The sequence below is a fragment of the Edwardsiella anguillarum ET080813 genome (assembly GCF_000264765.2).
In the GTDB taxonomy this organism is placed as follows: domain Bacteria; phylum Pseudomonadota; class Gammaproteobacteria; order Enterobacterales; family Enterobacteriaceae; genus Edwardsiella; species Edwardsiella anguillarum.
In genome coordinates, this window is record NZ_CP006664.1 from 2,956,669 (window position 1) to 2,978,853 (window position 22,185).

The window sequence follows — 22,185 nt, forward strand, 5'->3', positions numbered from 1 at the left end:
CCTATGGCGCGCTGCGCCGGGCGTCGGTGGGCGATGATTTCCATAAATCGCAAACAATCGACTGACGCCATGGCATAGCTAAGGTAAAATACAAGGCGCATCATGCTGATGCGCTTTTTTTATGGCGGGCAACTGCCTTCCCTGGACGCGGCGGTGCGATCGTCCGCCGGGGCAGCCTGAAGCCGTTAATCTATATCGTGTGCTGTGCGTATACGGGCTATGGCCTGGAACAAAGCGGAGTCACAACGTATTACCAACAATCACAGCGGAGTGTTGCCACACTATGATGGACAATTTACGCGCGGCCGCCAATCACGTCGTGCTCAAGGTTATCCTGGCTCTGATCATCATCTCGTTTGTGCTGACCGGGGTAGGTAATTATCTGATCGGCGGCTCCGGCGACTACGCGGCCAAGGTGGATGGCCAAGAGATCGGTCGGGCCCAGCTCGAACAGGCGGTGCAGAATGAGCGTAGCCGCCTGCAGCAGCAGCTGGGCGATCAGTTCTCCGTGCTGGCAGGAAACGAAGGGTATATGAAAGAGCTGCGTAAGCAGGTGCTTTCTCGCATGATCGATGATGTGCTGCTCGATCAGTATGCCAAAAAGCTTAATCTGGCGATCAGCGATGCGCAGGTAAAAGAAGCGATCCGCGCGATGCCCTATTTCCAGACTGACAATCACTTTGATAACGCTAAGTATCTGGATATGGTGGCGCGTCTGGGCCTGAGCCCGGACACCTACGCGCAGCTGATGCGTCAGCAGCTGGTGACCCAGCAGCTGATCCAGGGTTTCACCGCCACCGGCTTTACCCTGCCGGTGGAGGTCGACGCCCTGGCGGCGCTAACCATGCAGCAGCGTCAGGTCAGCCTGGCAACCATCGATATCAGCAAGCTGATGCCGCAGCAGCAGGTCAGCGACGCGGAGCTGCAGGGCTATTATCAGCAGCATCAGAGCAGCTTTATCGCCCCAGAGGCGGTCAAGGTTCGCTATATCGAAATGGATGCCGCGGCCATCAACGACAAGATGACGGTCAGCGATGCGGAGATTGGCGCCTATTACGATCAGCATAAAGGCAGCTTTAGCCAGCCGGCGCGCAGTGACTACAGCGTTATCCAGGTGAAGACCGAGGCGGAGGCGAAGGCCATCGCCGCTCAACTGGCCAACGGCGCTGACTTCGCGACCCTGGCCAAGGAGAAGTCTACCGATATTATCTCCCGTAAAAACGGCGGTGAGCTGGGTTGGCTGGATCCGGAAACCACGCCAGATGAGATCCGCGCGGCTAAGCTGAGCCATAAAGGCGATGTCTCTGCGCCGATCGCCTCCAGCGTGGGCTACCTGATCGTGCGTCTCAACGATATGCAGCCCGCGGTGGTGAAGCCGCTGTCTGAGGTGCGTGCAGAGATCGCCGACAAAGTGAAGCAGCAGAAGGCGCTGGATGCCTTCTATGCGCTGCAGCAGAAGGTGAGCGATGCGGCGAGCAACGACAATGATTCGCTGGCCGGGGCCGAAGACGCCGCCGGGGTGAAAGCGACGGAGACCGGCTGGTTTGCCCGCGATAGCGTACCGCAGGCGCTTGATTTTAAACCGGTGGTTCAGGCTATCTTCGACGGCTCCCTGTTTGGGGAAAACGGCACGCCGGGCAGTAACTCTGACGTGATCAGCGTCGAGGGCGATCGCGCCTTTGTACTGCGCGTCAGCGAGCACAAGCCGGAGGCGGTTAAACCGTTTGCAGAGGTACGCGATCAGGTGACGGAGCTGCTGAAGCGTCAGAAGGCGATTGCCCAGGCGCGCAGCGAGGGTGAGAAGCTGCTGGCCGCGCTGCAGGCAGGCAAGGGCGAGGCAGCGCTGAAGGCTGCCGGCCTGAACTTTGGCGCCGAGCAGACGCTGACCCGCGCTTCTGAGGATCGTCAGCTGACGGATACAGTCTTCGCCATGCCGCATCCGCAGACCGATAAGCCGGTGTACGGGCTGTCGACGGACCGTCATGACAACATTGAGCTGATTCGTCTGAACGCCGTGACGGCGGGCCATCTGTCGGCGGAGCAAATGAAGGCATTCGCCTCTCAGATGCTCACCGGTGAGACAGGGATCACCTTCGATGCCCTGATGGATAACCTGCGCGCCAACGCCAAGATCAAGCTGGGCGCGGCGGCAGATGTGCAGTAATTCCCATCGACGTAGGTAAGATGATGTAACAACAAAAGGCCGCATTCGCGGCCTTTTGCATATTGCACGCTCCGCCTTTGCCGGATCCCTCGCCGAGGGGCATCGTAAGGGTCGATATCCTCATCCCTAAGGAGCCCTGCCATGAATCCGTTAACTTTGCTGTTATCCTCCCCGCTCTGGATCGCGTTACTCTTTTTCCCCGCGGCGCCGCAGGCGGCCACGGCGCCGGCCGCTGCACCGCCCGCGGGCCCCGTCACGCACAGCGGCGGGGGCGCAGCGCGCGCCGAGCGTGGACAGGTGAATATCAATCAGGCGTCGGCGCAGGCGCTGTCTGAGGGGCTCAGCGGCATCGGCCTGGAGAAGGCCCGGGCGATCGTCGCCTTTCGTGAACAGCACGGCGCGTTTTCCCGTCTGGAGCAGCTGCTGCAGGTGAAGGGGATCGGCGCAGCGCTGCTGGAGAAGAACCGAGCGCGTCTGGCACTCTAGCGATAGTGCGGCACCGCGCCGGCGTTCGGCGGTGCCGCGTAGCCCCTGCGTTTGGCGCAGGACAGAGCAAGGGGGCGTTACTGCAGCCCGCTCTTGTGCTTCAGCGCGGCCATCACTGCCGCTGGATCGGCAAGATACTGCTGCAGGCCGTGGGCGCGCAGGTGGCAGGCGGCGCAGTGGCCGCAGCCATCGCCCTGAATGCCGTTGTAGCAGGTCAGGGTGTCGTGGCGCACCCGCGCCAGCTGACCATAGTAGTCGGCCAGCGCCCAGGTCTCGGCTTTGTTGAGCCACATCAGCGGCGTTTCGAAGCGAATATCGCGCGCCATACCCAGGCAGACGGCGTGATTCAGCGCCTGTACAAACTGATCCCGACAGTCCGGATAACCGGAGAAGTCCGTTTCACAGACGCCGGTGATCACGGCCTCCGCCTCAACCTGATAGGCATAGATCGCCGCCAGGGTCAGAAACAGCACGTTGCGGCCGGGGACGAAGGTATTGGGAATGCCGCCCTCGCTTTGGGTTGGCACGGGGATGTTGTCCCGCGTCAGGCTGCTGATGGCCAGCTCGTTGAGCAGGCCGACGTTCAACACCTTGTGGGCGCTGGCGCCCAGCTGCTCGGCCAGCCGGCGAGCCACGTCGATCTCGGCGCGGTGGCGCTGCCCGTAGTCAAAGGTGATGCAGTGGACATCATCATAGCGGTGCAAGGCCTGGATCAGGCAGGTGGTCGAGTCCTGACCGCCACTGAAAACTACTACGGCGCGTTTCATGCAATAACCTCAATTGTGCGCTAAAAGAAAATATCGTCCGTATGGTAGCCGCTCAGTCCGGCGATGAACAGCCTGCTTCCGGCGCCGGCACCCAGGCCTGAGAAAAGTCGAACCAGCCGTGTGCGGTCAATACGATGCCGTTGACCCGGGGCGGAACGCTGACCTGATAGCGATAGTTGAACAGCGGCGCCATATATCCCTGCGCCATCAGCGCGCCGTACAGCTGACGCAGCGCAGCCAACCGCTGTGCCTCAGCGCTGGCCTGCCGCTGGAGATTGAGGCGCGCCAGCGTATCCGTATAGGCGTTGGGCGGGAGGATCGCCTGCCACAGTCGGTCGGTGCGCGGCCAGTTATCCAGGGTGGCGCCGGGCGATTCGCCGATGCGCTTGTCCCCCAGGATAATGTCTGCCTGAGCCAGCTGAGCATCATCACTCCAGCGTTTTCCGCTGACGAGCTGCAGCGTGAGGTCGCAGCCGCAGGCGGCCAGGCGGATCTGTAGCCGGCGCGCCAGCTGATGTAAGGCTGACGCCGGGTAGCTGAGAAGCGTCAGGCGGGGCGGCAGCGGGCCGGGCGGCTCGGTAAACGCCGGGATCGTCCAGCCGGGCAGCAGCTCCTCGCAGCGCAAGGTGATCCCCTCCTCCTGCGACAGGGCGCTGAAGGTCTGCTCCTCGCGCATCAGGCCGAGCAGGCCGCGCGCCTGGCGCGGAGAGATGCGCCCCTGACGCAGGTTGATGGCCATGTAGCCAAAGCCCAGGCTGGTGCTGCTTTTTAGACGTCGGGTGTCCTGGGTTCCCTCATCTTGCCCTATCTGTATTCTGACCGCCCTCTGGCAGGAGGGGGGCGCCGTATCGGCCCCGGCGGTGATCCAGTATTCGATGGCGTGCAGATAGGGCCGCCGTAGATGGTAGCTCTCATACTGCTCTAGGCGCAGCAGGGTTGGACTGGCGCTGACCAGACGGAATGGCCCCGCGCCGATATCGGGCTGTTGCGGATGGGGCAGCAGGCACAGCAGGTTGGCCAGCCGGTGCGCGAGCCAGTAGTCGGGATGATGCAGGGTAAAGCGTAGGCACAGCGGATGGGGGCGGTCGATGGCGGCGACGCTGGCCAGCAGGGCGCCGGCCAGGGGATGGGCACAGAGGGCGCGCAGCGTCTCCAGAAGCTGCCCGGCGCCAATCGGTTGGCCGTGGTGCCAGCGCAGATCGCTGTGCAGTAAAAATTGCCAGCACAGGCCGTCGTCGCTGATCTGCCAGTGGTGGGCCAGATCTGGCTGCGGCGCGGCGTTGCCGGGAACGAATCGCGTCAGGCCGGCGTGCAGGGTGTGTGCCAGGTGCTGCTCGGCGCGTCCGCTCAGCCGCAGGGGCTGGATGGGCTCCAGCGGGCGGTAGTAAGGAATGCGCAGGGTGGGCAGCTCGGCCTGCCACTGGCCGCCGAGATGAGGCTGCAGATAGGGGGTCAGCTGGGCAGGATCGCGGGCCGCCAGCCGCAGGGCGCCCTGATGGTTGCCCTCGCGCAGCAGGTGCTCCATCAGCTGGCGGCGCAGCTGCGATACCGGAAGCAGGCAGCGCAGGCTGCCGCGCCGCCCGCGCCCGGCGCTGGCCTGCCAGCGGATCCATCCGGCCTCCTGCAGCTGGCCTAGCAGGGTCCGCACGTGGCGATCGCTGCAGCAAATAATGGCGGCCAGCTCGGCGACGGTGGCCGACACCGGCGCATCGCCGGAAAACTGGTACAGGCGTTGATATTGATTAAGGCGTTGCAGCAGGCGCATTAAGAAATCCTGAACTCTTTTTTCTAATTGTTCACTATTAGTTCCGTAAATGCCACGCGATACTGTCGCTCATGCAGTAGCGGTCACAAACGGAGGCGATATGCGTTTGGCAGCGTTTGATATGGATGGCACCCTGCTGATGCCGGATCACTGCATCGGTGCGGAGACGTTGGATACCCTGCAGCGCCTGGCGCAGCAGCGAGTCGTGCTCACCTTTGCTACCGGGCGTCATTTTTTAGAGGTCAGCCGCATGACTCGCCGCCTGGGGCTGCGGGGACACCTGATCACCGGCAACGGCACCCGGGTGCATGACCACGACGGCCAGCTGCTGTTCAGCCAGGATCTGGCGCCGGAGGTGGCCTATGAACTGATGCACGCCGACTGGAGCGATACCGCCTCGCTGCATCTGTTTCGCGACGATGGCTGGCTGACGGCCAGCGACTGCCCCGAACTGCTGGCGCCCCACCGGGCCGATGGCTTTGCCTACCGCCTGACGGATCTGCGTCGTCTGCCGGCCTACGGCGTCAGCAAGGTGTGCTTTATCGATCGTCATGAACGTCTACTGTCGCTGCAGCAGCGTCTGCGCGCCCACTTCGGCCGCGCCGTCGATCTCTGCTTCTCGGGTCATGACTCGCTGGAGGTGATCCCGCCGGGCAGCAACAAGGGCAGCGCGCTGGCGGCCCTGTGCGAGCGTCTGAATATTGGTCTGGATGAATGTATGGCGTTCGGCGACGCGATGAACGATCGGGAGATGCTTGGTATGGTCGGTCAGGGGTTCATCATGGGTAACGCGCTGACGCAGCTTCGGCAGGCCTTGCCGCACCTGCGGGTGATCGGCGACTGTCGCCAGCAGGCGGTGGCGCAACAGCTTTCTCTTTGGCTAACGCAATCTCACCTCACTATTCCCCCGAATCACTGAGGCTATTCAGCCAGCCGGGCTGCGTGTTTGACTGCGCGCGCCCGGTTTTCTTTTTATCTTTGCCTGCGCTACGGATTCGACGACGCGGGAAAAAGATTGATTATTGTTGCGTGCATTGGCCTAATTGGAGGAAATCTTTCTCCCGGAGCTCCCTATGCTGGATAAAATTGACCGTAGTCTGCTGAACATGCTGCAGCGGGACTGCACCCTCTCCCTGCAGGTGCTGTCAGAGGCGGTTAACCTGACGTCGACCCCCTGCTGGAAGCGGCTAAAGCGTCTGGAGGAGGAGGGCTATATTACCCAGCGGGTCGCGTTGCTGGATAAAGATAAGCTGGGCCTGGGGCTGACGGCGTTTGTGGCGATCAAGACCCAGCATCACAGCGCGGAGTGGTATCGCAACTTTGTGCAGCAGGTGGAGCATATGCCGGAGATCCTGGCGTTCTACCGCATGGCCGGAGAGTATGATTATCTAATGCAGGTGCAGGTGGCCGATATGAAAAGCTTCGATGATTTTTATAAGCGTCTGGTCAATGCGGTAAAGGGGCTGAGCGACGTCACGTCGAGCTTTGCCATGGAGCAGATTAAGTTTACCACGGCGCTGCCGCTGCGCGAGTAAGACGCCTTTTCCGCTAGCCCGTCCTCTGTGCTCGCCTTTTCTGTCTTCTGCCGATATAGCGCCCCCGACGCCGTCGCCGCCGTCGCCGGGGCGATCGCCTCCTTCCCCGGTGCCTGACCTGCACCACAGCCGACGCATCGCACCGTTTTGGTGCCGCCGCCGCTCCGCCGCCCACGCTATCCCGCGTGGGCGGCGGGATCTGTCGCCTGCTTTCTGGATTGGCATGACCTTTGCTCATAACTTTTGTGAATGAGTCCGGCGACAGAGGAGGGGCGTCATGAAGCTGGTGAGCGCGGTGATCAGGCCATTTAAGGTGGAGGCGGTGCGCGAGGCGCTGTCGGCCATCGGTATTCAGGGGCTGACCCTGACGGAGGTGAAGGGATTCGGCCGGCAGAAAGGGCACACAGAGCTTTACCGCGGCGCCGAGTACAGCGTCAATTTTTTACCCAAGGTCAAAATTGAGGTGGCGCTGGAGGATGAGCGACTGGCGGCGGCGATAGAGGCCATCTGCCAGGCGGCCTACAGTGGAAACACGGGGGACGGTAAGATTTTTGTCGCCGAGCTGACGTGCGTGGTGCGTATTCGCACCGGCGAGTGCGATGACGCGGCGCTGTAATGGCCTGCATGGGGGATGAGATGATGCGATTGTGCAGGGGGATGGTGGGCGTGGCGCTGCTGCCGGGAGTTGCGCTAGCCGGCGCGCCGCAGGTGGATCGGGCGGATAACGGCTTTATGATGCTAGCGACGGCGCTGGTGCTGCTGATGACCCTGCCGGGGATCGCGCTGTTTTACGGCGGCCTACTGCGCGCTAAAAACGTGCTGTCGCTGATGACGCAGGTGATGGTGACCTTCGCCGCCGTGAGCGTGCTGTGGGTGATCTATGGCTATACGCTGGCGTTTGGCCGTGGGAACGCCGTCGTCGGCAATCTGCACGCGCTGTTGCTCAGGGGGATCGGACCGCACGAGGTGACTGGCTCAATATCGACGCTGGTACACGTGGCCTTTCAGGGATCGTTTGCCTGTATTACGGTGGCGCTGGTGACCGGCGCACTGGCGGAGCGGGTCCGTTTTTCGGCGGTGCTGATCTTCGCCGTGCTGTGGTTTTCGCTCTCCTATGTGCCGCTGGCCCATATGGTCTGGGGCGGTGGCTGGTTGGCCGCCGATGGGGCGCTGGACTTTGCCGGCGGGACGGTGGTGCATATTAACGCCGCCGTAGCAGGACTGCTGGGCGCTCGCCTGCTGGGACGGCGCAGCGGCTATGGGCGGGAGTCGTTTAAGCCGCACAGTTTGCCCATGGTCTTTCTGGGCACCTCAATTCTGTATATCGGCTGGTTTGGCTTTAACGCGGGCTCCGCCGGTGCCGCCAACGATATTGCTGCGCTGGCATTTATCAACACGATGATCGCCACCGCCGCCGCCATCCTTTCTTGGGTCTTGGCGGAGTGGGGGCTGCGCGGGAATCCCTCCCTGCTGGGGGCCTGCTCCGGCTGTATTGCCGGGCTGGTGGCGGTGACGCCGGCGGCGGGCAGCGTGGGCGTCGGCGGTGCGCTGCTGCTTGGCCTGATCGCGGGCGCGGCAGGGCTGTGGGGCGTGGTGGCGCTGAAGCGCTGGCTGCGGATAGATGACGCCTGCGATGTCTTCGGCGTGCACGGCGTCTGCGGCATCGTCGGCTGCCTGGCGACCGGGGTACTGAGCGCCGCCCCGCTGGGCGGTACGGGCTATGCCAGCGGTGTCACCATGGGTCACCAGCTGTGGGTTCAGACGCTGAGCGTGCTGGTTTGCGTGATCTGGTCCGCGGCGGCGGCGCTGATTGCCTATAAGGCGGCGGATCTCTGCGTAGGGCTGCGGGTCAGTGAGGATCAGGAGCGCGAGGGGCTGGATGTGACTAGCCACGGGGAGAATGCCTATAACCGCTAGACGCGCGGCGCCGTGCTGCGGCGCCGCAGGGCGCTTAGTGCGCCGGATGCTGCCGAATAACCCCCTCCTGGGCGGCGGAGGCGACCAGATGCCCCTGGCGGTCGAAGAACTGTCCGCGAACTAAGCCGCGAGCGCCGGAGGCGGAGGGGCTGTCCACCGCGTACAGCAGCCAGTCGTCGAGGCGAAAGGCGCGGTGGAACCACATGCTGTGATCGAGGGTTGCCACCTGCATGCCGGGCTCAAGAAAGCCCTTGCCGTGGGGCTGAAGCGCCGTCGGCAGGAAGTTGAAGTCTGAGGCATAGCCCAGCAGGTATTGATGTACCCGCGGATCGTCGGGAAGGACGCCGTTGGCGCGCAGCCAGACGTAGCGCTGCGGCGGGCATACCTCGCCTTTGAGCGGGTTATGGAAGGTGACCGGGCGCATTTCAATGGCCTGCTCGCGGGTAAATGTATCGCGGACAGCCTCGGGGATCAGGTGCCGCAGCGAGCGGGCGATATCGGTCTCGCTGGGCAGCCCCTCGGGACCGGCGACCTGAGGCATGCTGCTCTGGTGTTCAAAGCCCGCCTCCTGGGACTGGAAAGAGGCCGTCATATAAAAGATGGGCTTACCATGCTGGATGGCGTTGATCCGACGGGCGCTAAAGCTGTTGCCGTCGCGCAGGACCTCGACATCATAGACGATCGGCATACGGCTATCGCCGGGACGCAGAAAATAGCTGTGGAATGAGTGTAGCTGGCGCTGGGCATCAACGGTCTGTTTGGCGGCATACAGCGCCTGACCGACAACCTGACCGCCGAAGACCTGGCGCAGTCCCAAATCCTCGCTCTGCCCTCGGTAGATACCCTGCTCAATTTTCTCTAGATTCAATAGATTTAACAGTTTCTGTAACGCCTGACTCATTGGTAATACCTTATTTTGTAACGGTGGGAGACCTCGGTAGCGCGCTGGCGCTGGGGCCCGGGGCGCCGATACGATGCTCCGCACGCAAGGGGAACGCCGGCGACGGGGCTATGGCTGCCAGCGCAGGCGCGCCAGGTCGAGCCGCCCAGCGGCATCGACGCCGATCCCTTCGGCCTGCAGCGCGCTGCGCTGGCGGGTAAAGCCCTCGCCGACCAGAGAGAGGGTGCCAAGGCGATTGACCACCCGGTGCCAGGGTAGGGCGCTACCCGCCGGCAGGGCGCGCAGGATGGCACCCACCCGACGCGCGGCGCGCGGGTGACCGGCCATCGCGGCTATCTGGCCATAGGTTGCGACTCGGCCTGCGGGAATGGCGGCGATACACAGCAGTACGCGCTGGCGGAAGTCATCCTGTACGGGGAGCGGGGTCGTCGTGGTCATGGCGCGATTATCGCTGTCCTATGGCGTTAGCTCAAGAGGCCTGTTTAAGAAAACAACGGTTGACGGGGGGCGCCTTGCAATTGGGCGTGGCATCGCTGATAATGCCTGGGCGCTGAGGTTATAGCGCTCGTTATGGGGGCCCTGTTGGTTCTCCCGCAACGCTAACCCGTGAATTCGGTCAGGTCCGGAAGGAAGCAGCCGCAGCGGGTGACGCGTGTGCCGGGATGTAGCTGGCAGGGCCCCCACCCAATTAAGCCGTGCTACTCCTCGCCGCTTCTTGCTTCTTGCTTCTTGCTTCTTGCTTGCCGTTGGCTGCCCGTGACTACACGGAGTTTATCGCTGAGATTTGCGACGGGCGATTGCTGGGCGGTGGGTTACGGGCGAAAACATACCTACCCGTGTAACGGTGGGGTATCAATAAAGAATAAATATATTAATAGTAATATAACTAATGTTGCCAGGGCGCCGTTGAAACGCCCGGAGCACTTAGCGGACGTATTGCCAGACTTCTGCCGGAATTTTGTCGTATAGCTTATTCATAGTTAATTCGGCTAGTCGATGATCTGCAGCAGAATAAAAAATTTCTAGTTCATCATCTGAAAGTTCGTATTTATTCTTTTCGATCACGCGTTCCAGAGTATCCAGCGTCGTGCATTTACGCAGCTTCATTAGATAATCGATCTTGGTCATCACAACATCCTATTATTGGACTAAACATGTAAGGCCGCATTGCGCTTTTCATGCGCCAGGCAGTATGCCACACGGCGTTTGGTACGCAGCCAGTGTCTGAGCGCCGTTTCACTGACGCTATAGGCACCAAACAGGGCGTAGGTTTCATCCAGATAATCATCCAGTATTTCGGCTAAATCCGAATGACGCGGATATTTGATCTTAAATGATTGTGCGACGCTGGCAATATGCTCAATCAGCTCGTTAAGCTGTAGGTTTACCTTTGCCGTCGGGTCGCTGACCCAGCCGTGATGGCTCTCTCCCAGGACATCTATTCCCTGATGATACAGAGAATCACACAGGTATTTTAACTCTGCGATGTCATGCTGATAAGAAGTATACTCATCCATAGTCAACCCCCTGCCGGAGCCGAGCCTGCTTTCCTGTAGCAAGGAATATAACAAATCGATGCAATAATCAAGCGGTTACGTAATGGCTATGACGAGTAACCCCAGTATCATAGCAAAGGCGCAGGGCAATGGGAAAAGTTTTGTGTTAGTAAGTATTTAAACTATACCCATCCTGATTAAGGATAACCCTCATTTAATGAATACGAAGAATGAAGAATAAATATTTTTAATGAGTTATCCCAGCGGGGCATATCATCCCACGGAATTAAGCATATTAATGTTTGTCCGGCGAGAGCTCCGGATACGGCGTGGGCAGGCGATGGATAAAAAAAGACCGCCCGCGGGCGGTCTTTTCATTTCTTATAACTATTTATTGTGCGGTTCAACCGGATGGTTGTGCTCAATATCCTCGCCGCGGCGGCCAAAGCGGCGGCGCACTACCACAAAGAACACCGGCACGAAGAAGATGGCCAGGATGGTGGCGGAGACCATCCCGCCCATGACCCCGGTACCGACGGCGTTCTGGGCTCCAGAGCCGGCACCGTTGCTGATGACCAGCGGCATAACCCCGAGGATAAAGGCCAGCGAGGTCATCAGGATCGGGCGCAGACGCATACGCACCGCCTCCAGCGTCGCTTCGACCAGTCCCTTACCCTCTTTGTGCATCAGGTCGACGGCGAATTCGACGATCAGGATGGCGTTCTTCGCCGATAGCCCGATCGTCGTCAACAGGCCGACCTGGAAGTACACATCGTTGGTCAGACCGCGCAGAGAGGTCGCCAGCAGGGCGCCGACGACGCCGAGCGGTACCACCAGCATGACGGAGAACGGGATAGACCAGCTCTCATACAGGGCGGCCAGGCACAGGAAGACCACGATCAGCGAGATGGCATACAGGGCCGGAGCCTGGTTGCCGGACAGACGCTCCTGATAGGACATTCCGGTCCAGTCATAACCGACGCCCGCCGGCAGCTTGGCGACCAGGGTTTCCATCAGCGCCATGGCCTCACCGGTACTCTTACCGGGGGCGGCCTCGCCCAGAATCTCCATGGAGGGCAGACCATTGTAGCGCTCCAGACGCGGTGAGCCGTACTCCCAGCGTGAGCTGGAGAAGGCGGACAGCGGCACCATCTGACCATTGCTGCTGCGCACGTACCAGTTATCGATATCGCTTGGCAGCATACGGAACGGGGCATCGGCCTGTACATAAACGCGTTTCACGCGTCCGCGGTCGATAAAGTCGTTGACGTAGGCCCCGCCCAGCGCGGCAGAGATCGTCTGGTTAATGTCGGCGAGAGAAACCCCCAGCGACTGCGCTTTTTCTTGGTCGATATCCAACTTGAACTGCGGCGTATCTTCCAGGCCGTTAGGGCGCACGCCGACCAGCAGGTCAGGGTGCTGCGCTGCCATGCCCAGCAGCTGGTTACGCGCTTCGGTCAGCTTTTCGTGGCCCAGGTTGGCCTGATCGATAAGCTCAAAGTCGAAGCCGGATGCCGTACCCAGCTCGACGATAGCCGGCAGGTTAAACGGATACACCATGGCGTCGTTGATCTTACTGAAGGCGCCCGCCGCCCGTTGAATGATCGCGGTAACCTTGTTCTGATCGCCCTTACGCTCGTCCCACGGTTTCAGACTGACGAAAGCCAGACCGTTGTTCTGCCCCTGACCGCTGAAGCCGAAGCCGCTGACGGTAAAGACTGATTCAACGTTATCTTTCTCTTTGGTCAGGTAGTACTGGGATACCTGCTTGAGCACGTTGTTGGTGCGCTCCTGAGTCGCGCCCGGCGGCAGCTGGGCCATGGTCAGCAGCACCCCCTGGTCCTCTTCCGGCAGGAAGGAGGTGGGCAGGCGGATAAACAGCACTCCCATGCCGACCACGATCAGCAGGTAGATCACCAGGTAGCGCCCGGTACCGCGCAGGATGCGGCCAACGCTGTCGGTATAGTGATGGGTGCTCTTTTCAAACAGACGGTTAAACCAGCCAAAGAAGCCGGTCTGTACGCCGTGATCGCCTTTGGCGATCGGTTTGAGCATGGTCGCACACAGCGCCGGCGTCAGGATCATCGCCACCAGCACCGACAGCACCATGGAGGAGACGATGGTGATGGAGAACTGGCGATAGATGGCCCCGGTCGAGCCGCCGAAGAAGGCCATCGGTACGAATACCGCGGAGAGCACCATGGCGATACCGACCAGCGCCCCCTGGATCTGCTCCATGGATTTCTTGGTCGCCTCTTTCGGTGGCAGCCCCTCTTCGGACATGACGCGCTCGACGTTCTCCACCACGACGATGGCGTCATCCACCAAGAGGCCTATCGCCAACACCATCCCGAACATGGTCAGGGTGTTGATGGAGAAGCCCACGATCTCCAGAATGGCGAAGGTTCCCAGCAGCACCACCGGTACGGCGATGGTGGGGATTAGGGTAGCGCGGATGTTCTGCAGGAACAGATACATCACCACGAATACCAGCACGATCGCTTCCAGCAGGGTCTTCACCACTTCGTCGATAGAGAGCTGAACGAATGGCGTGGTGTCATACGGGTAGACCGTTTTCAGGCTCGCTGGGAAGTAGGGGGCCAGCTTGGCCAGCTCCGTCTTGACGGCCTTGGCGGTATCCAGCGCGTTGGCGCCGGTCGCGAGCTTCACGGCGATACCGGCGGCCGGTTTACCGTTATAGCGGGCGATGGTGCCATAGTTTTCAGCCCCCAGCTCCACGCGCGCAACGTCGCGCAGCAGAACGCGGGAACCATCCTGTTGGACCTTAAGCAGGATCTTGCCGAACTCGGTCGGATCCTTCAGGCGGGTCTGCACAATGATAGAGGCGTTCAGCTGCTGGCCCGGTACCGGCGGGGTGCCCCCCAGCTGGCCACCGGCGATCTGGTTGTTCTGCACCTTAATCTGGGAGACAACGTCGACCGGCGTCAGGTGGTACTTATTCAGCTTGTTGGGGTCCAGCCAGATACGCATGGCGTACTGGGAGCCAAACAGCTGTACGCTGCCGACGCCCTGGGTACGGCTCAGGGGATCCTTAATGTTGGACGCCACATAGTCGGCGATATCATCCTGGCTCAGGCTGCCGTCTTCGGAGATAAAGCCCGCGACCAGCAGAATACTGCTGGAGGCCTTATCCACGCTGACGCCCTGCTGCTGAACTTCCTGCGGCAGGGAGGGCATGGCCAGCTGCAGCTTGTTCTGTACCTGGACCTGGGCGATATCCGGATCGGTACCGGCCTCGAAGGTCAGGGTGATGCTGGCGTTACCGGCCGAGTCACTGGTTGACGACATGTACATCAGGTTATCGATACCGTTCATGTTCTGTTCGATAACCTGCGTCACGGAGTTTTGCACCGTGGCCGCATCCGCCCCCGGATAGCTGGCGGAGATGGTGACTGCCGGCGGCGCAACGGTAGGGTACTGTGCGACCGGCAGGCTCATGATCGCCAATGCACCGGCCAACATCATGATGATGGCGAGAACCCAGGCAAAGATCGGACGATCGATAAAAAACTTAGCCATGTATTACTGGCTCCTTTTCCCAATATTATGCATTGCGATGCGTTTACTGCTGTGCGCCACTGGCCGCACCGTCGCTGACCGCTGCATTCAGTTTAGCTTCCTCTACTTTCACCTGCACACCCGGGCGAATACGCTGCAGACCGGATACGATCACCCGATCGCCGCTCTTCAGGCCGCCAGTGACCAGCCACTGATCGCCGATCGCCTGTGCGGCATCGATCGTACGCATTTCGACCTTGTTGTCGGCGCCGACCAGCATTACCGTCGCCTGGCCGCGGGGGTTACGCGTTACGCCCTGCTGCGGAACCAGCAGCGCATCGGGGCGGACGCCCTCGTCCAGGCGCGCACGCACGAACATTCCCGGCAGTAGGTCATTGTGCGGGTTGGGGAACACGGCGCGAATCGTGATCGAGCCGGTGCTCTCATCCACGGTCAGATCGGAGAACTCCAGCGTCCCTTTCAGCGGGTAGGGCTGGCCGTTTTCCATCACCAGCTCAACGCTGGCCTTACCGTTTTCCTGCTTGATCTGCCCGTTGGCCAGCTCCTGCTTCAGACGTAGAAAATCATTGCTGGACTGGGTCACGTCGACATAGATGGGGTCGAGCTGCTGTACGGTTACCAGGGCGTTGCTCTGGTTGGCGGTCACCAGGGCGCCCTCGGTGACGGAGGACTTGCCGCTCAGGCCGGTGATAGGCGAGGTGACTTTGGTATAGGCCAGATTGATGCGCGCGCTTTCAACGGCGGCTTTCGCGGCGACGACGGTCGCATCGGCCTGGCGTGCGTTGGCGACGGCGGTATCGTAGTCCTGCTGGCTGATATATTTGGTGCCCAGCAGCGGGGTGTAGCGTTTGACCGTCAGATGGGCGATGTTAGCGGCAGCCTCTGCCTTGGCCAGATCGCCGCGGGCGCTGTCATAGGCGGCCTGATAGGTCGCCGGGTCGATTTGATACAGTGATTCGCCGGCTTTTACCGTGCTGCCTTCGACAAAGTTACGCTTAAGGATAATACCGCTGACCTGCGGACGAACCTCTGCGATACGGTACGCAGAGGTTCGGCCCGGAAGCTCGGTTGAGACATTTAACGGCGCCGTTTTCAGTGTGACTACACCGACTTCGGGGGCAGGACGTTGCCCGGTTGCACCATTGTCATCATTACATCCTGTAAGAAGCAAACTGCCGGAAAACAGCAGTATCGCCGCCAGAGGCGTTAACCCTCTGTTTTTCTTCATATTATACCTCAAGAGTCCGAGTGCAAAATGGGTATGGAGCACACTGGTAAAAAACCCATTGCTGCGCTATAAAAAAACGCATGTTATGGTACATACATTCATCAATGCATGTAAGTCTTGATACTTTAAAAAACCAACGCCATGGCACGAAAAACCAAACAACAGGCCCAGGAGACCCGGCAGCAGATCCTTGACGCTGCCATACGAGAGTTTTCCGTACGCGGCGTTGCTGCCACCTCACTAAACGATATCGCCAACGCCGCAGGGGTTACCCGTGGGGCCATTTACTGGCATTTTAAGAACAAAACTGACATTTTCCACGCCGTCTGGGCGTTTATGGAGTCCAGGATCAGTGAGCTTGAGCTAGAGTATCAGACAAAGTTTCCGGATGATCCACTGCGTATATTACGTGAGCTCCTAATTTTTATTTTGGTCGCGACGGTGGTGGATCCGCAGCGGCGGGCGATGATGGAAATTCTGTACCATAAGTGCGAGTTCGTCGGCGAGATGCGGGCGCTGGGCGAACGGCGTAAAGTGATGTATCTGGAGAGCTACACGCGTATCGAACGGGTGCTGCAGCACTGTATCTTCCTGGAGCAGCTGCCGGCGAATCTGGATACGTTGCGCAGCGCCATCGCTCTGCGCAGTTATATGACCGGTATCATGGAGAGCTGGCTGTTTACCCCGGACCGCTTCGATCTGCAGCAGCAGGCGATACCGCTGGTGGATAACGTGATCGCCATGCTGCGCCACAGTCCGTTTTTGCGTCGCGACGCGGTGTGTGCGCCCAATGATACCTCTGTATGGGAAAGCGCTTTCCCAGCCACGCGAAACAGTGTTGATAAAGACGAGTAGATAACAATGCAAAAAATTGTCGTGATTGCCAATGGGGCCGGTTATGGCCATGAATCCCTGTTCAACGCGCTGCGCCTGGCGCTGGCGATGAAGGAGCAGGCGGCGGATATCGATCTGAAGCTGTTCCTGATGTCGGACGCCGTGACGGCGGCGCTGCCGGGGCAGAAGCCCCACGAAGGCTACAGCCTGCAGCAGATGCTGGAGATCCTGTGCGCGCAGCGCACGCCCATTCTGCTGTGTAAGACCTGCGCCGATGCCCGCGGCATTGCGTCGCTTCCGCTGATTGAGGGGGTAGCCATCGGTACGCTGACCGAACTGGCCGCCTGGACGCTGGCCGCCGATAAGGTATTGACATTCTAAGGCGTACGTCGTCGTTCATCTGGCGACGGCACACGCGTTACCGCCCGGCGTGGGGCTACGGCGCCGGGCAATTTTCTCCGATTATGCCTATTCTTGCTATTACAGCTTCATGTTACTCTAGGCCGCTTTTCGCGATGGGATGATGGCAAGCGCCACGCGGAATAGCGCCCAGGAAACCTATATCTTTCTTTATTGATAAAGTCTGCTTAATTTAACTATGACTCACGGCGTGTTATTACGGCCAGGCAAGGGCGTTGCCCTTTGGCGCGTTATTATTGTCACCCTGCTGCTTTCCCTGCTCTTTTGCAGCGCCTTTGCGCGGGCGCAGAGCGGCGATATCGATTCGCGCACCGAGGTGCAAAATCAGATCGATGCCCTGAACCGGCAGAAGAGCCTGTCGGCCAGCGATAAGCTGGTGCTGCAGGATCTCAACCAAACCCTTGAATATCTGGACGGCATTGAGCGCTACCGCAAAGAGAGCCAGCAGTTGAAGCAGCAGGTGCAGCAGGCACCGGGGAAACTGAATCAGGCGCTGGCCGGGCTGGAGGCGCTGCAGCGCAGCAGCGATGCGGCAGACGAGGCCAACTTTTCTGCTATGAGCACCCGCCAGCTGCAGAGCCAGTGGGATGATACCCTGGCCGAGCTGAAGCAGGCGCAGGACGATCTGGCCTCCTACAGCAGCCAGCTGATCGCCCTGCAGACCCAGCCGGAGCGTGCCCAGGCCTCTATGATGGCCAGCTCTCAGCAAATTCAACAGATCCGGAATACCCTGGCCGAAGGCACCCAGCTGCGCGCTAGCCAGCGTAACATGCTGAATACGGAGCTGGCGATGCTCAACCAGTCCCTGGATTATCAGCAGCAGAGCCTCGGGGACAACACTACCCTGCAGGATGTACTGCAAAAGCAGCGCGACTATGCTAGCGCCCGGATCACCAAGCTGGAGCGCAGCGTACAGCTGATTCGTCAGGCCGGCTATAGCAAGCAGCTGATTCAGTCTGAAAAAACGGCCAGAGAGGCGATCAATCCCGACGATGCAGCCCAGGACTTTAACCACAATCCCCTGATCGCCAAAGAGCTGGAGATAAACCGTGCGCTGAGCCAGCGGCTGATCGACGCCACGGAAAAGACCAATACGTTGGTGCAGGAGAATATCCGGGTTAAAAACTGGCTTGACCGTTCACTGCAGGCCGAGCGCAATCTGAAGGAGCAGATCTCGGTGCTGAAGGGCAGCCTGCTGCTGTCGCGTATTCTCTACCAGCAGCAGCAGAAGCTGCCGACGGAAAAGCTGAGCAACGATGTGGCGGCGCAGGTGGCCGATCTGCGCGTGGCCCAGTTTGATATCAACGCCCAGCGCGATGCCCTGAGCCAAAGCAGCGACTATGTGGCGGCGCTGCAGGCCGACAGTAAAGAAAAGCTGAGCGATGAGGCGATCGCGGCGCTGGAGGATTTGGTCGATACGCGCCGCGACCTGCTGGATAAGCTGAACAAACAGCTGGGCAGTGAGCTGACGCTGGCCATCAGCCTGCAGATCAATCAGCAGCAGCTGCGCAATGTGAACGATTATCTGCAGCATACCCTGACCCAGCAAATCTTCTGGGTCAGCAGCAATAAGCCGATGAACCTGGCCTGGTTTATCGGACTGCCCGCGGCGCTGCACACCCAAGCGGCGAACCTGCACATTGACTTCAAGCCGGCACAGCTGCTGGAGGGCTTTATCAGCTCGCTGTATCTGTTCATTCCCCTGCTGATCGGCACTGGGCTGCTGCTGTGGCGCCGTCGCGCCATCAACGCCCGCCTGGATAAGCTGGGCGATGAGGTGGGGCAGCTGAAGCGGGACGGACAGCTGCATACGCCGGAGGCCATCCTGCTGAATATTCTGCGCGGGCTGCCGGGGACGCTGCTGCTGCTGGCCGTCGGGGTGATGTTCTACCATACCGAAACCCAGATAGGTGGCCTGCTGTGGGTGATGTCTCTGCGCTTCGCGCTGTTTTGGCTGATCATCAGCACCACCTATCGCCTCATTTCGCCGGGGGGGATCTCCGAGCGCCACTTTAACGTGTCGCCGCTGGTCTGCGCCCATTACCGCCGCATGGTTCGGCGCCTGGGCTTCACCCTGATCCCGCTGATGGTATGGTGCGTGATCGGGGAGAAATCACCGCTGCAGCTGAACGAGGATGTGATAGGGCAGGTGGTGATACTGATCACCCTGGCGCTGCTGACGGTGTTTGTCTTTCCGCTGTGCCGCGATGCCTGGCGGGAGAAAAACTCCCACAGCGTGCGGCTGGTGCTGGTGACCCTGCTGGCGATCGCGCCGCTGATCCTGATGATCCTGACGGCCTGCGGCTACTTCTATACCGCCCTGCGTCTGGGGACCCGCTGGATCGAGAGCCTGTACCTGATGCTGCTGTGGGCCGTGGTCTACTCCACGGTGCTGCGCGGCCTGAGCGTGGCGGCCCGCCGTCTGGCCTATCGCCGCGCGCTGGCGCGCCGTCAGCAGAACGCCGCCGGCGCCTCGCGCGAGGGGGCGGAGGGGCTGGAGGCGATCGAAGAGCCGCCCCTGGCCATCGATCAGATCAATACCCAGTCCCTGCGTCTGACCACGATGGTGCTGTTTTTGATCTTTGGCTGCGTGCTGTACTGGATTTGGGCCGATCTGTTTACGGTGATCTCCTATCTCGACAGCATTACCCTGTGGCACTACAACAGCGGCAGCGGTGCCAGCCAGATAACCCAGGCGGTGACGCTGGGCAACCTGCTGTTTGCCATGATGACGGTGGTGGTGGCCTATATCATGATGCGCAACCTGCCCGGCCTGCTGGAGGTGCTGGTGCTGTCGCGTCTGCAGCTGCGTCAGGGGGCGTCCTATGCGATCACCACCATCCTGACCTATGCGATTATCAGCGTCGGGGTGATTATCTTCTTCGGCTCGCTGGGCATCTCCTGGGATAAGCTGCAGTGGATGGCCGCCGCGCTGTCGGTGGGCCTTGGCTTTGGTCTGAACGAGATCTTCGGGAACTTCATCGCCGGCCTGATCATTCTGTTTGAGCGACCGGTGCGTATCGGTGACACCATCACCATCGGCTCCTACTCCGGCTCGGTGAATAAGATCCGTATTCGCGCGACGACCATTACCGACTTCGATCGTAAAGAGGTGATCATTCCCAACAAGGCCTTTGTGACCGAGCGGCTGATTAACTGGTCGCTGACGGATACGGTGACCCGGGTGCTGATCAAGGTCGGCGTAGCCTATGGTTCGGATCTGGATAAGGTCCGGGAGATCCTGCTGCAGGCGGCGGGTGAGAACCCGCGGGTGATGGTGGAGCCGGAGCCACAGGTCTTCTTCCTGACCTTTGGCGCCAGCACGCTGGATCATGAGATGCGGCTGTACGTGCGCGAGCTGCGCGACCGCAGCTATGTGGTAGATGAGCTGAACCGCCGCATCGATCAGCTGTGCCGAGAGAACGATATCAACATCGCCTTTAACCAGCTGGAGGTGTACCTGCATAACCCGCAGGGTAATGAGGTGCAGGAGGTGAAGCGTACGCTGACGGATCCGCCGCCTGACTCACTGCGCATCTGATGGACGGCCGGGCGGCGGGCGTCCTGCGCCGCCGCTATCCGCTATCCGCTGTGGGCTGGGCTGCGCCAGCTTCTGCCGGTAGTCGCTCAGGACGATCTCCAGCGCCGCCAGGGCGGTATGCGCGGGGATCGCGTTACTCTCCAGCAGGTATATCAAATCGACGGCCAGCTTGACCTCGTCGCTCGCTTGCTCCAGTGACATGGGGCTCCCTATGATCGGATCTTACGGTAAATAAACAGCACCAGCATTGCACCGATCACCGACACAATTAGGCTTTTTAGATTGAAGCCCGCGGTGATATTCATATGGAACAGCAGGTTGCCGAGATAGCCGCCGAGCATGGCGCCGACGATGCCCAGCGCCACGGTCATGATAACTCCCCCGCCATCCCGGCCCGGCATCAGCCACTTCGCCAGTATCCCAACGATCAGCCCCAGTACAATCCACGCGATGATGCCCATGGCAAACGCTCCAGCATAGGTGATGGGCCGAACCCCTGTGCGGCCACCTTCCTCCAGTATAGATAAGGCGCCGGCGCTCAGCGAAATCCGTTTTCACGGCGTTCGATCTGTTTTTCGATCCGCCGCAGCGCCTGGCGGCAGCGCTGCAGCCGTCCCTCCATGGCGGCCAGCTCGCGCTGGATCTGCTGCTGCTGGGCCAGGGTCTGGCAGGCGGCTAAGCGCAGCTCACGCTCACGCACCATGGTTTGCAGACGCCGCTCATAGTCCTGGTGGCGCGCCAGCTCCTGGTACAGATCGCCCGCGCTCTCCGCCCGCTGCGGCTCTTGTCGCCGCAGCGTCTGGGTGGCTTGCTCGCGCTGTAGGGCGGCCATCTGCGCCAGCAGGCGCTCGGCGAGAAAGGCGACCTGCTGGCGCTGCCCGGCGCCGACGGCGCGCTGCAGGGCGGTGAAGTTATCCCGGGTCTCCTGCAGATAGTCTTTCAGCCGGGTGCCGTGGGTCAGGAATAGCGCCCGATCGAAGCGTGAGCGGGCGGCGGGCTGTTCGGCCAGCGGCGCCAGCGCCTGCGCCAGTCGCTGTAGGCGCTGCTCGAGCTGGTTGAGCATCTGTTGACTCGACATAACCTACCTTTAAATGATAGTAACCATAGCGCATGGTACTGGAGCGGCAGGGAGCGGAGCAAGCCAGAGAATGAAACGCATAATATTAATGGCGCTGGGGTGGATAGCTTTTGCCATGGGATGTCTGGGCGTCGTGCTGCCGCTGTTGCCGACGACCCCCTTTCTGCTGCTGGCGGCGGCCTGTTTTGCCCGTTCGTCGCCGCGTTTCCATCACTGGCTGCTATACCGCGCCTGGTGCGGCGCTTACTTACGTCACTGGCAACAGCACCGCGGCCTGCCGCCGGGCGCGCGCGGACGCGCGGCGCTCCTGCTGCTGGCGAGCTTTTCCTTCTCCCTGTGGCTGGTAGAGAGCGGCTGGCTGCGCCTGCTGCTGCTGACGCTGTTGGCCGCGCTGCTGCTGCTGCTGTGGCGCCTGCCGGTTATTGACGTACCGCAAGAAAAAATCCCTTAATCCGGCGATGTCGGTTGCAATTTTCCGGCAGTTTGCATAGATTTGAGCGTTTTCGTGCGCGG

At 60.6% G+C, this 22,185-nt stretch carries 21 protein-coding genes and 1 other RNA gene; 11 read left to right on the forward strand and 11 right to left on the reverse strand.

Annotated features, from left to right (window positions below; translation table 11 throughout):
• The first annotated feature begins 283 nt into the window (after nucleotides 1-283).
• On the forward strand, nucleotides 284-2,164 hold the full coding sequence (gene ppiD, locus ETEE_RS13320; protein WP_034163660.1) for a peptidylprolyl isomerase: 1,881 nt from the start codon (nucleotides 284-286) through the stop codon (nucleotides 2,162-2,164).
• 141 nt (nucleotides 2,165-2,305) lie between these two features.
• Entirely contained in the window at nucleotides 2,306-2,650 is a 345-nt protein-coding gene (locus ETEE_RS13325; protein ID WP_034163659.1) for a ComEA family DNA-binding protein, read from the forward strand.
• A 77-nt stretch (nucleotides 2,651-2,727) separates the two neighbouring features.
• Here ETEE_RS13325 and queC read toward each other — a convergent pair whose 3' ends face one another.
• Together queC and ETEE_RS13335 are read right to left on the reverse strand one after the other, a co-directional pair.
• On the reverse strand, nucleotides 2,728-3,417 hold the full coding sequence (gene queC, locus ETEE_RS13330; RefSeq protein WP_034163658.1) for a 7-cyano-7-deazaguanine synthase QueC: 690 nt from the start codon (nucleotides 3,415-3,417) through the stop codon (nucleotides 2,728-2,730).
• 52 nt (nucleotides 3,418-3,469) lie between these two features.
• Nucleotides 3,470-5,182 (reverse strand): SgrR family transcriptional regulator, encoded by a 1,713-nt coding sequence (locus ETEE_RS13335; RefSeq protein ID WP_034163657.1) that lies wholly within the window; start codon nucleotides 5,180-5,182, stop codon nucleotides 3,470-3,472.
• 100 nt (nucleotides 5,183-5,282) lie between these two features.
• Between ETEE_RS13335 and cof the strand changes: the two genes are divergently transcribed.
• The 4 genes from cof to amtB all read left to right on the forward strand — a co-directional run bounded on the left by cof (nucleotide 5,283) and on the right by amtB (nucleotide 8,634).
• The gene (gene cof / locus ETEE_RS13340) at nucleotides 5,283-6,101 is read left to right on the forward strand and encodes an HMP-PP phosphatase (protein WP_034163656.1); all 819 of its coding nucleotides are present in this window, start codon (nucleotides 5,283-5,285) and stop codon (nucleotides 6,099-6,101) included.
• Between the two features lie 154 nt (nucleotides 6,102-6,255).
• On the forward strand, nucleotides 6,256-6,717 hold the full coding sequence (locus tag ETEE_RS13345) for an Lrp/AsnC family transcriptional regulator (protein WP_034163655.1): 462 nt from the start codon (nucleotides 6,256-6,258) through the stop codon (nucleotides 6,715-6,717).
• A gap of 277 nt (nucleotides 6,718-6,994) precedes the next feature.
• Nucleotides 6,995-7,333: a P-II family nitrogen regulator gene (gene glnK, locus ETEE_RS13350; protein ID WP_034163654.1), complete on the forward strand. Its 339-nt coding sequence runs from the start codon at nucleotides 6,995-6,997 to the stop codon at nucleotides 7,331-7,333.
• Between the two features lie 23 nt (nucleotides 7,334-7,356).
• A complete protein-coding gene (amtB, locus tag ETEE_RS13355; RefSeq protein WP_095666582.1) occupies nucleotides 7,357-8,634 on the forward strand; it encodes an ammonium transporter AmtB in 1,278 nt (425 codons plus the stop codon).
• Between the two features lie 34 nt (nucleotides 8,635-8,668).
• On the opposite strand, the gene tesB is transcribed toward amtB, so the two are convergent.
• Both tesB and ETEE_RS13365 read right to left on the reverse strand, forming a co-directional pair.
• Nucleotides 8,669-9,535: an acyl-CoA thioesterase II gene (gene tesB / locus ETEE_RS13360; RefSeq protein ID WP_034163652.1), complete on the reverse strand. Its 867-nt coding sequence runs from the start codon at nucleotides 9,533-9,535 to the stop codon at nucleotides 8,669-8,671.
• A 108-nt stretch (nucleotides 9,536-9,643) separates the two neighbouring features.
• The gene (locus tag ETEE_RS13365; RefSeq protein ID WP_034163651.1) at nucleotides 9,644-9,973 is read right to left on the reverse strand and encodes an MGMT family protein; all 330 of its coding nucleotides are present in this window, start codon (nucleotides 9,971-9,973) and stop codon (nucleotides 9,644-9,646) included.
• A gap of 142 nt (nucleotides 9,974-10,115) precedes the next feature.
• Here ETEE_RS13365 and ffs point away from each other — a divergent pair.
• An RNA gene (gene ffs / locus ETEE_RS20290) (signal recognition particle sRNA small type) lies at nucleotides 10,116-10,212 on the forward strand.
• Nucleotides 10,213-10,459: 247 nt separating this feature from the next.
• On the opposite strand, the gene ETEE_RS13370 is transcribed toward ffs, so the two are convergent.
• The 4 genes from ETEE_RS13370 to ETEE_RS13385 form a co-directional block, all read right to left on the reverse strand.
• Nucleotides 10,460-10,663, reverse strand: coding sequence for an HHA domain-containing protein (locus tag ETEE_RS13370; RefSeq protein ID WP_012847872.1), 204 nt, complete (start codon nucleotides 10,661-10,663; stop codon nucleotides 10,460-10,462).
• A gap of 20 nt (nucleotides 10,664-10,683) precedes the next feature.
• Nucleotides 10,684-11,052 (reverse strand): Hha toxicity modulator TomB, encoded by a 369-nt coding sequence (gene tomB / locus ETEE_RS13375; RefSeq protein ID WP_034163649.1) that lies wholly within the window; start codon nucleotides 11,050-11,052, stop codon nucleotides 10,684-10,686.
• Nucleotides 11,053-11,418: 366 nt separating this feature from the next.
• Nucleotides 11,419-14,571: an efflux RND transporter permease subunit gene (locus tag ETEE_RS13380; RefSeq protein ID WP_034163648.1), complete on the reverse strand. Its 3,153-nt coding sequence runs from the start codon at nucleotides 14,569-14,571 to the stop codon at nucleotides 11,419-11,421.
• Nucleotides 14,572-14,614: 43 nt separating this feature from the next.
• Complete coding sequence (locus tag ETEE_RS13385) at nucleotides 14,615-15,799, reverse strand: efflux RND transporter periplasmic adaptor subunit (protein ID WP_034163646.1); 1,185 nt, start codon at nucleotides 15,797-15,799, stop codon at nucleotides 14,615-14,617.
• A gap of 141 nt (nucleotides 15,800-15,940) precedes the next feature.
• On the opposite strand from ETEE_RS13385, the gene acrR reads away from it, so the two are divergent.
• The 3 genes from acrR to mscK all read left to right on the forward strand — a co-directional run bounded on the left by acrR (nucleotide 15,941) and on the right by mscK (nucleotide 20,594).
• Entirely contained in the window at nucleotides 15,941-16,654 is a 714-nt protein-coding gene (acrR, locus tag ETEE_RS13390; protein WP_034163643.1) for a multidrug efflux transporter transcriptional repressor AcrR, read from the forward strand.
• 6 nt (nucleotides 16,655-16,660) lie between these two features.
• Entirely contained in the window at nucleotides 16,661-17,014 is a 354-nt protein-coding gene (locus ETEE_RS13395; RefSeq protein ID WP_015870491.1) for a DsrE/DsrF/TusD sulfur relay family protein, read from the forward strand.
• Nucleotides 17,015-17,231: 217 nt separating this feature from the next.
• Nucleotides 17,232-20,594 carry a mechanosensitive channel MscK gene (gene mscK / locus ETEE_RS13400; protein WP_034163641.1) on the forward strand — a complete coding sequence of 1,121 codons (3,363 nt, stop codon included), beginning with the start codon at nucleotides 17,232-17,234 and terminating at the stop codon, nucleotides 20,592-20,594.
• On the opposite strand, the gene rsmS is transcribed toward mscK, so the two are convergent.
• The 3 genes from rsmS to priC all read right to left on the reverse strand — a co-directional run bounded on the left by rsmS (nucleotide 20,580) and on the right by priC (nucleotide 21,672).
• Nucleotides 20,580-20,795 (reverse strand): pleiotropic regulatory protein RsmS, encoded by a 216-nt coding sequence (rsmS, locus tag ETEE_RS21950; protein ID WP_034163640.1) that lies wholly within the window; start codon nucleotides 20,793-20,795, stop codon nucleotides 20,580-20,582. The two genes, mscK and rsmS, sit on opposite strands and share 15 nt — an antisense overlap.
• 8 nt (nucleotides 20,796-20,803) lie before the next feature.
• Complete coding sequence (locus ETEE_RS13410; RefSeq protein ID WP_034163639.1) at nucleotides 20,804-21,055, reverse strand: GlsB/YeaQ/YmgE family stress response membrane protein; 252 nt, start codon at nucleotides 21,053-21,055, stop codon at nucleotides 20,804-20,806.
• A 77-nt stretch (nucleotides 21,056-21,132) separates the two neighbouring features.
• Nucleotides 21,133-21,672 (reverse strand): primosomal replication protein PriC, encoded by a 540-nt coding sequence (priC, locus tag ETEE_RS13415; RefSeq protein WP_034163638.1) that lies wholly within the window; start codon nucleotides 21,670-21,672, stop codon nucleotides 21,133-21,135.
• A 70-nt stretch (nucleotides 21,673-21,742) separates the two neighbouring features.
• On the opposite strand from priC, the gene ETEE_RS13420 reads away from it, so the two are divergent.
• Nucleotides 21,743-22,123, forward strand: coding sequence for a DUF454 family protein (locus ETEE_RS13420; RefSeq protein ID WP_034163636.1), 381 nt, complete (start codon nucleotides 21,743-21,745; stop codon nucleotides 22,121-22,123).
• Nucleotides 22,124-22,185 lie beyond the last annotated feature (62 nt).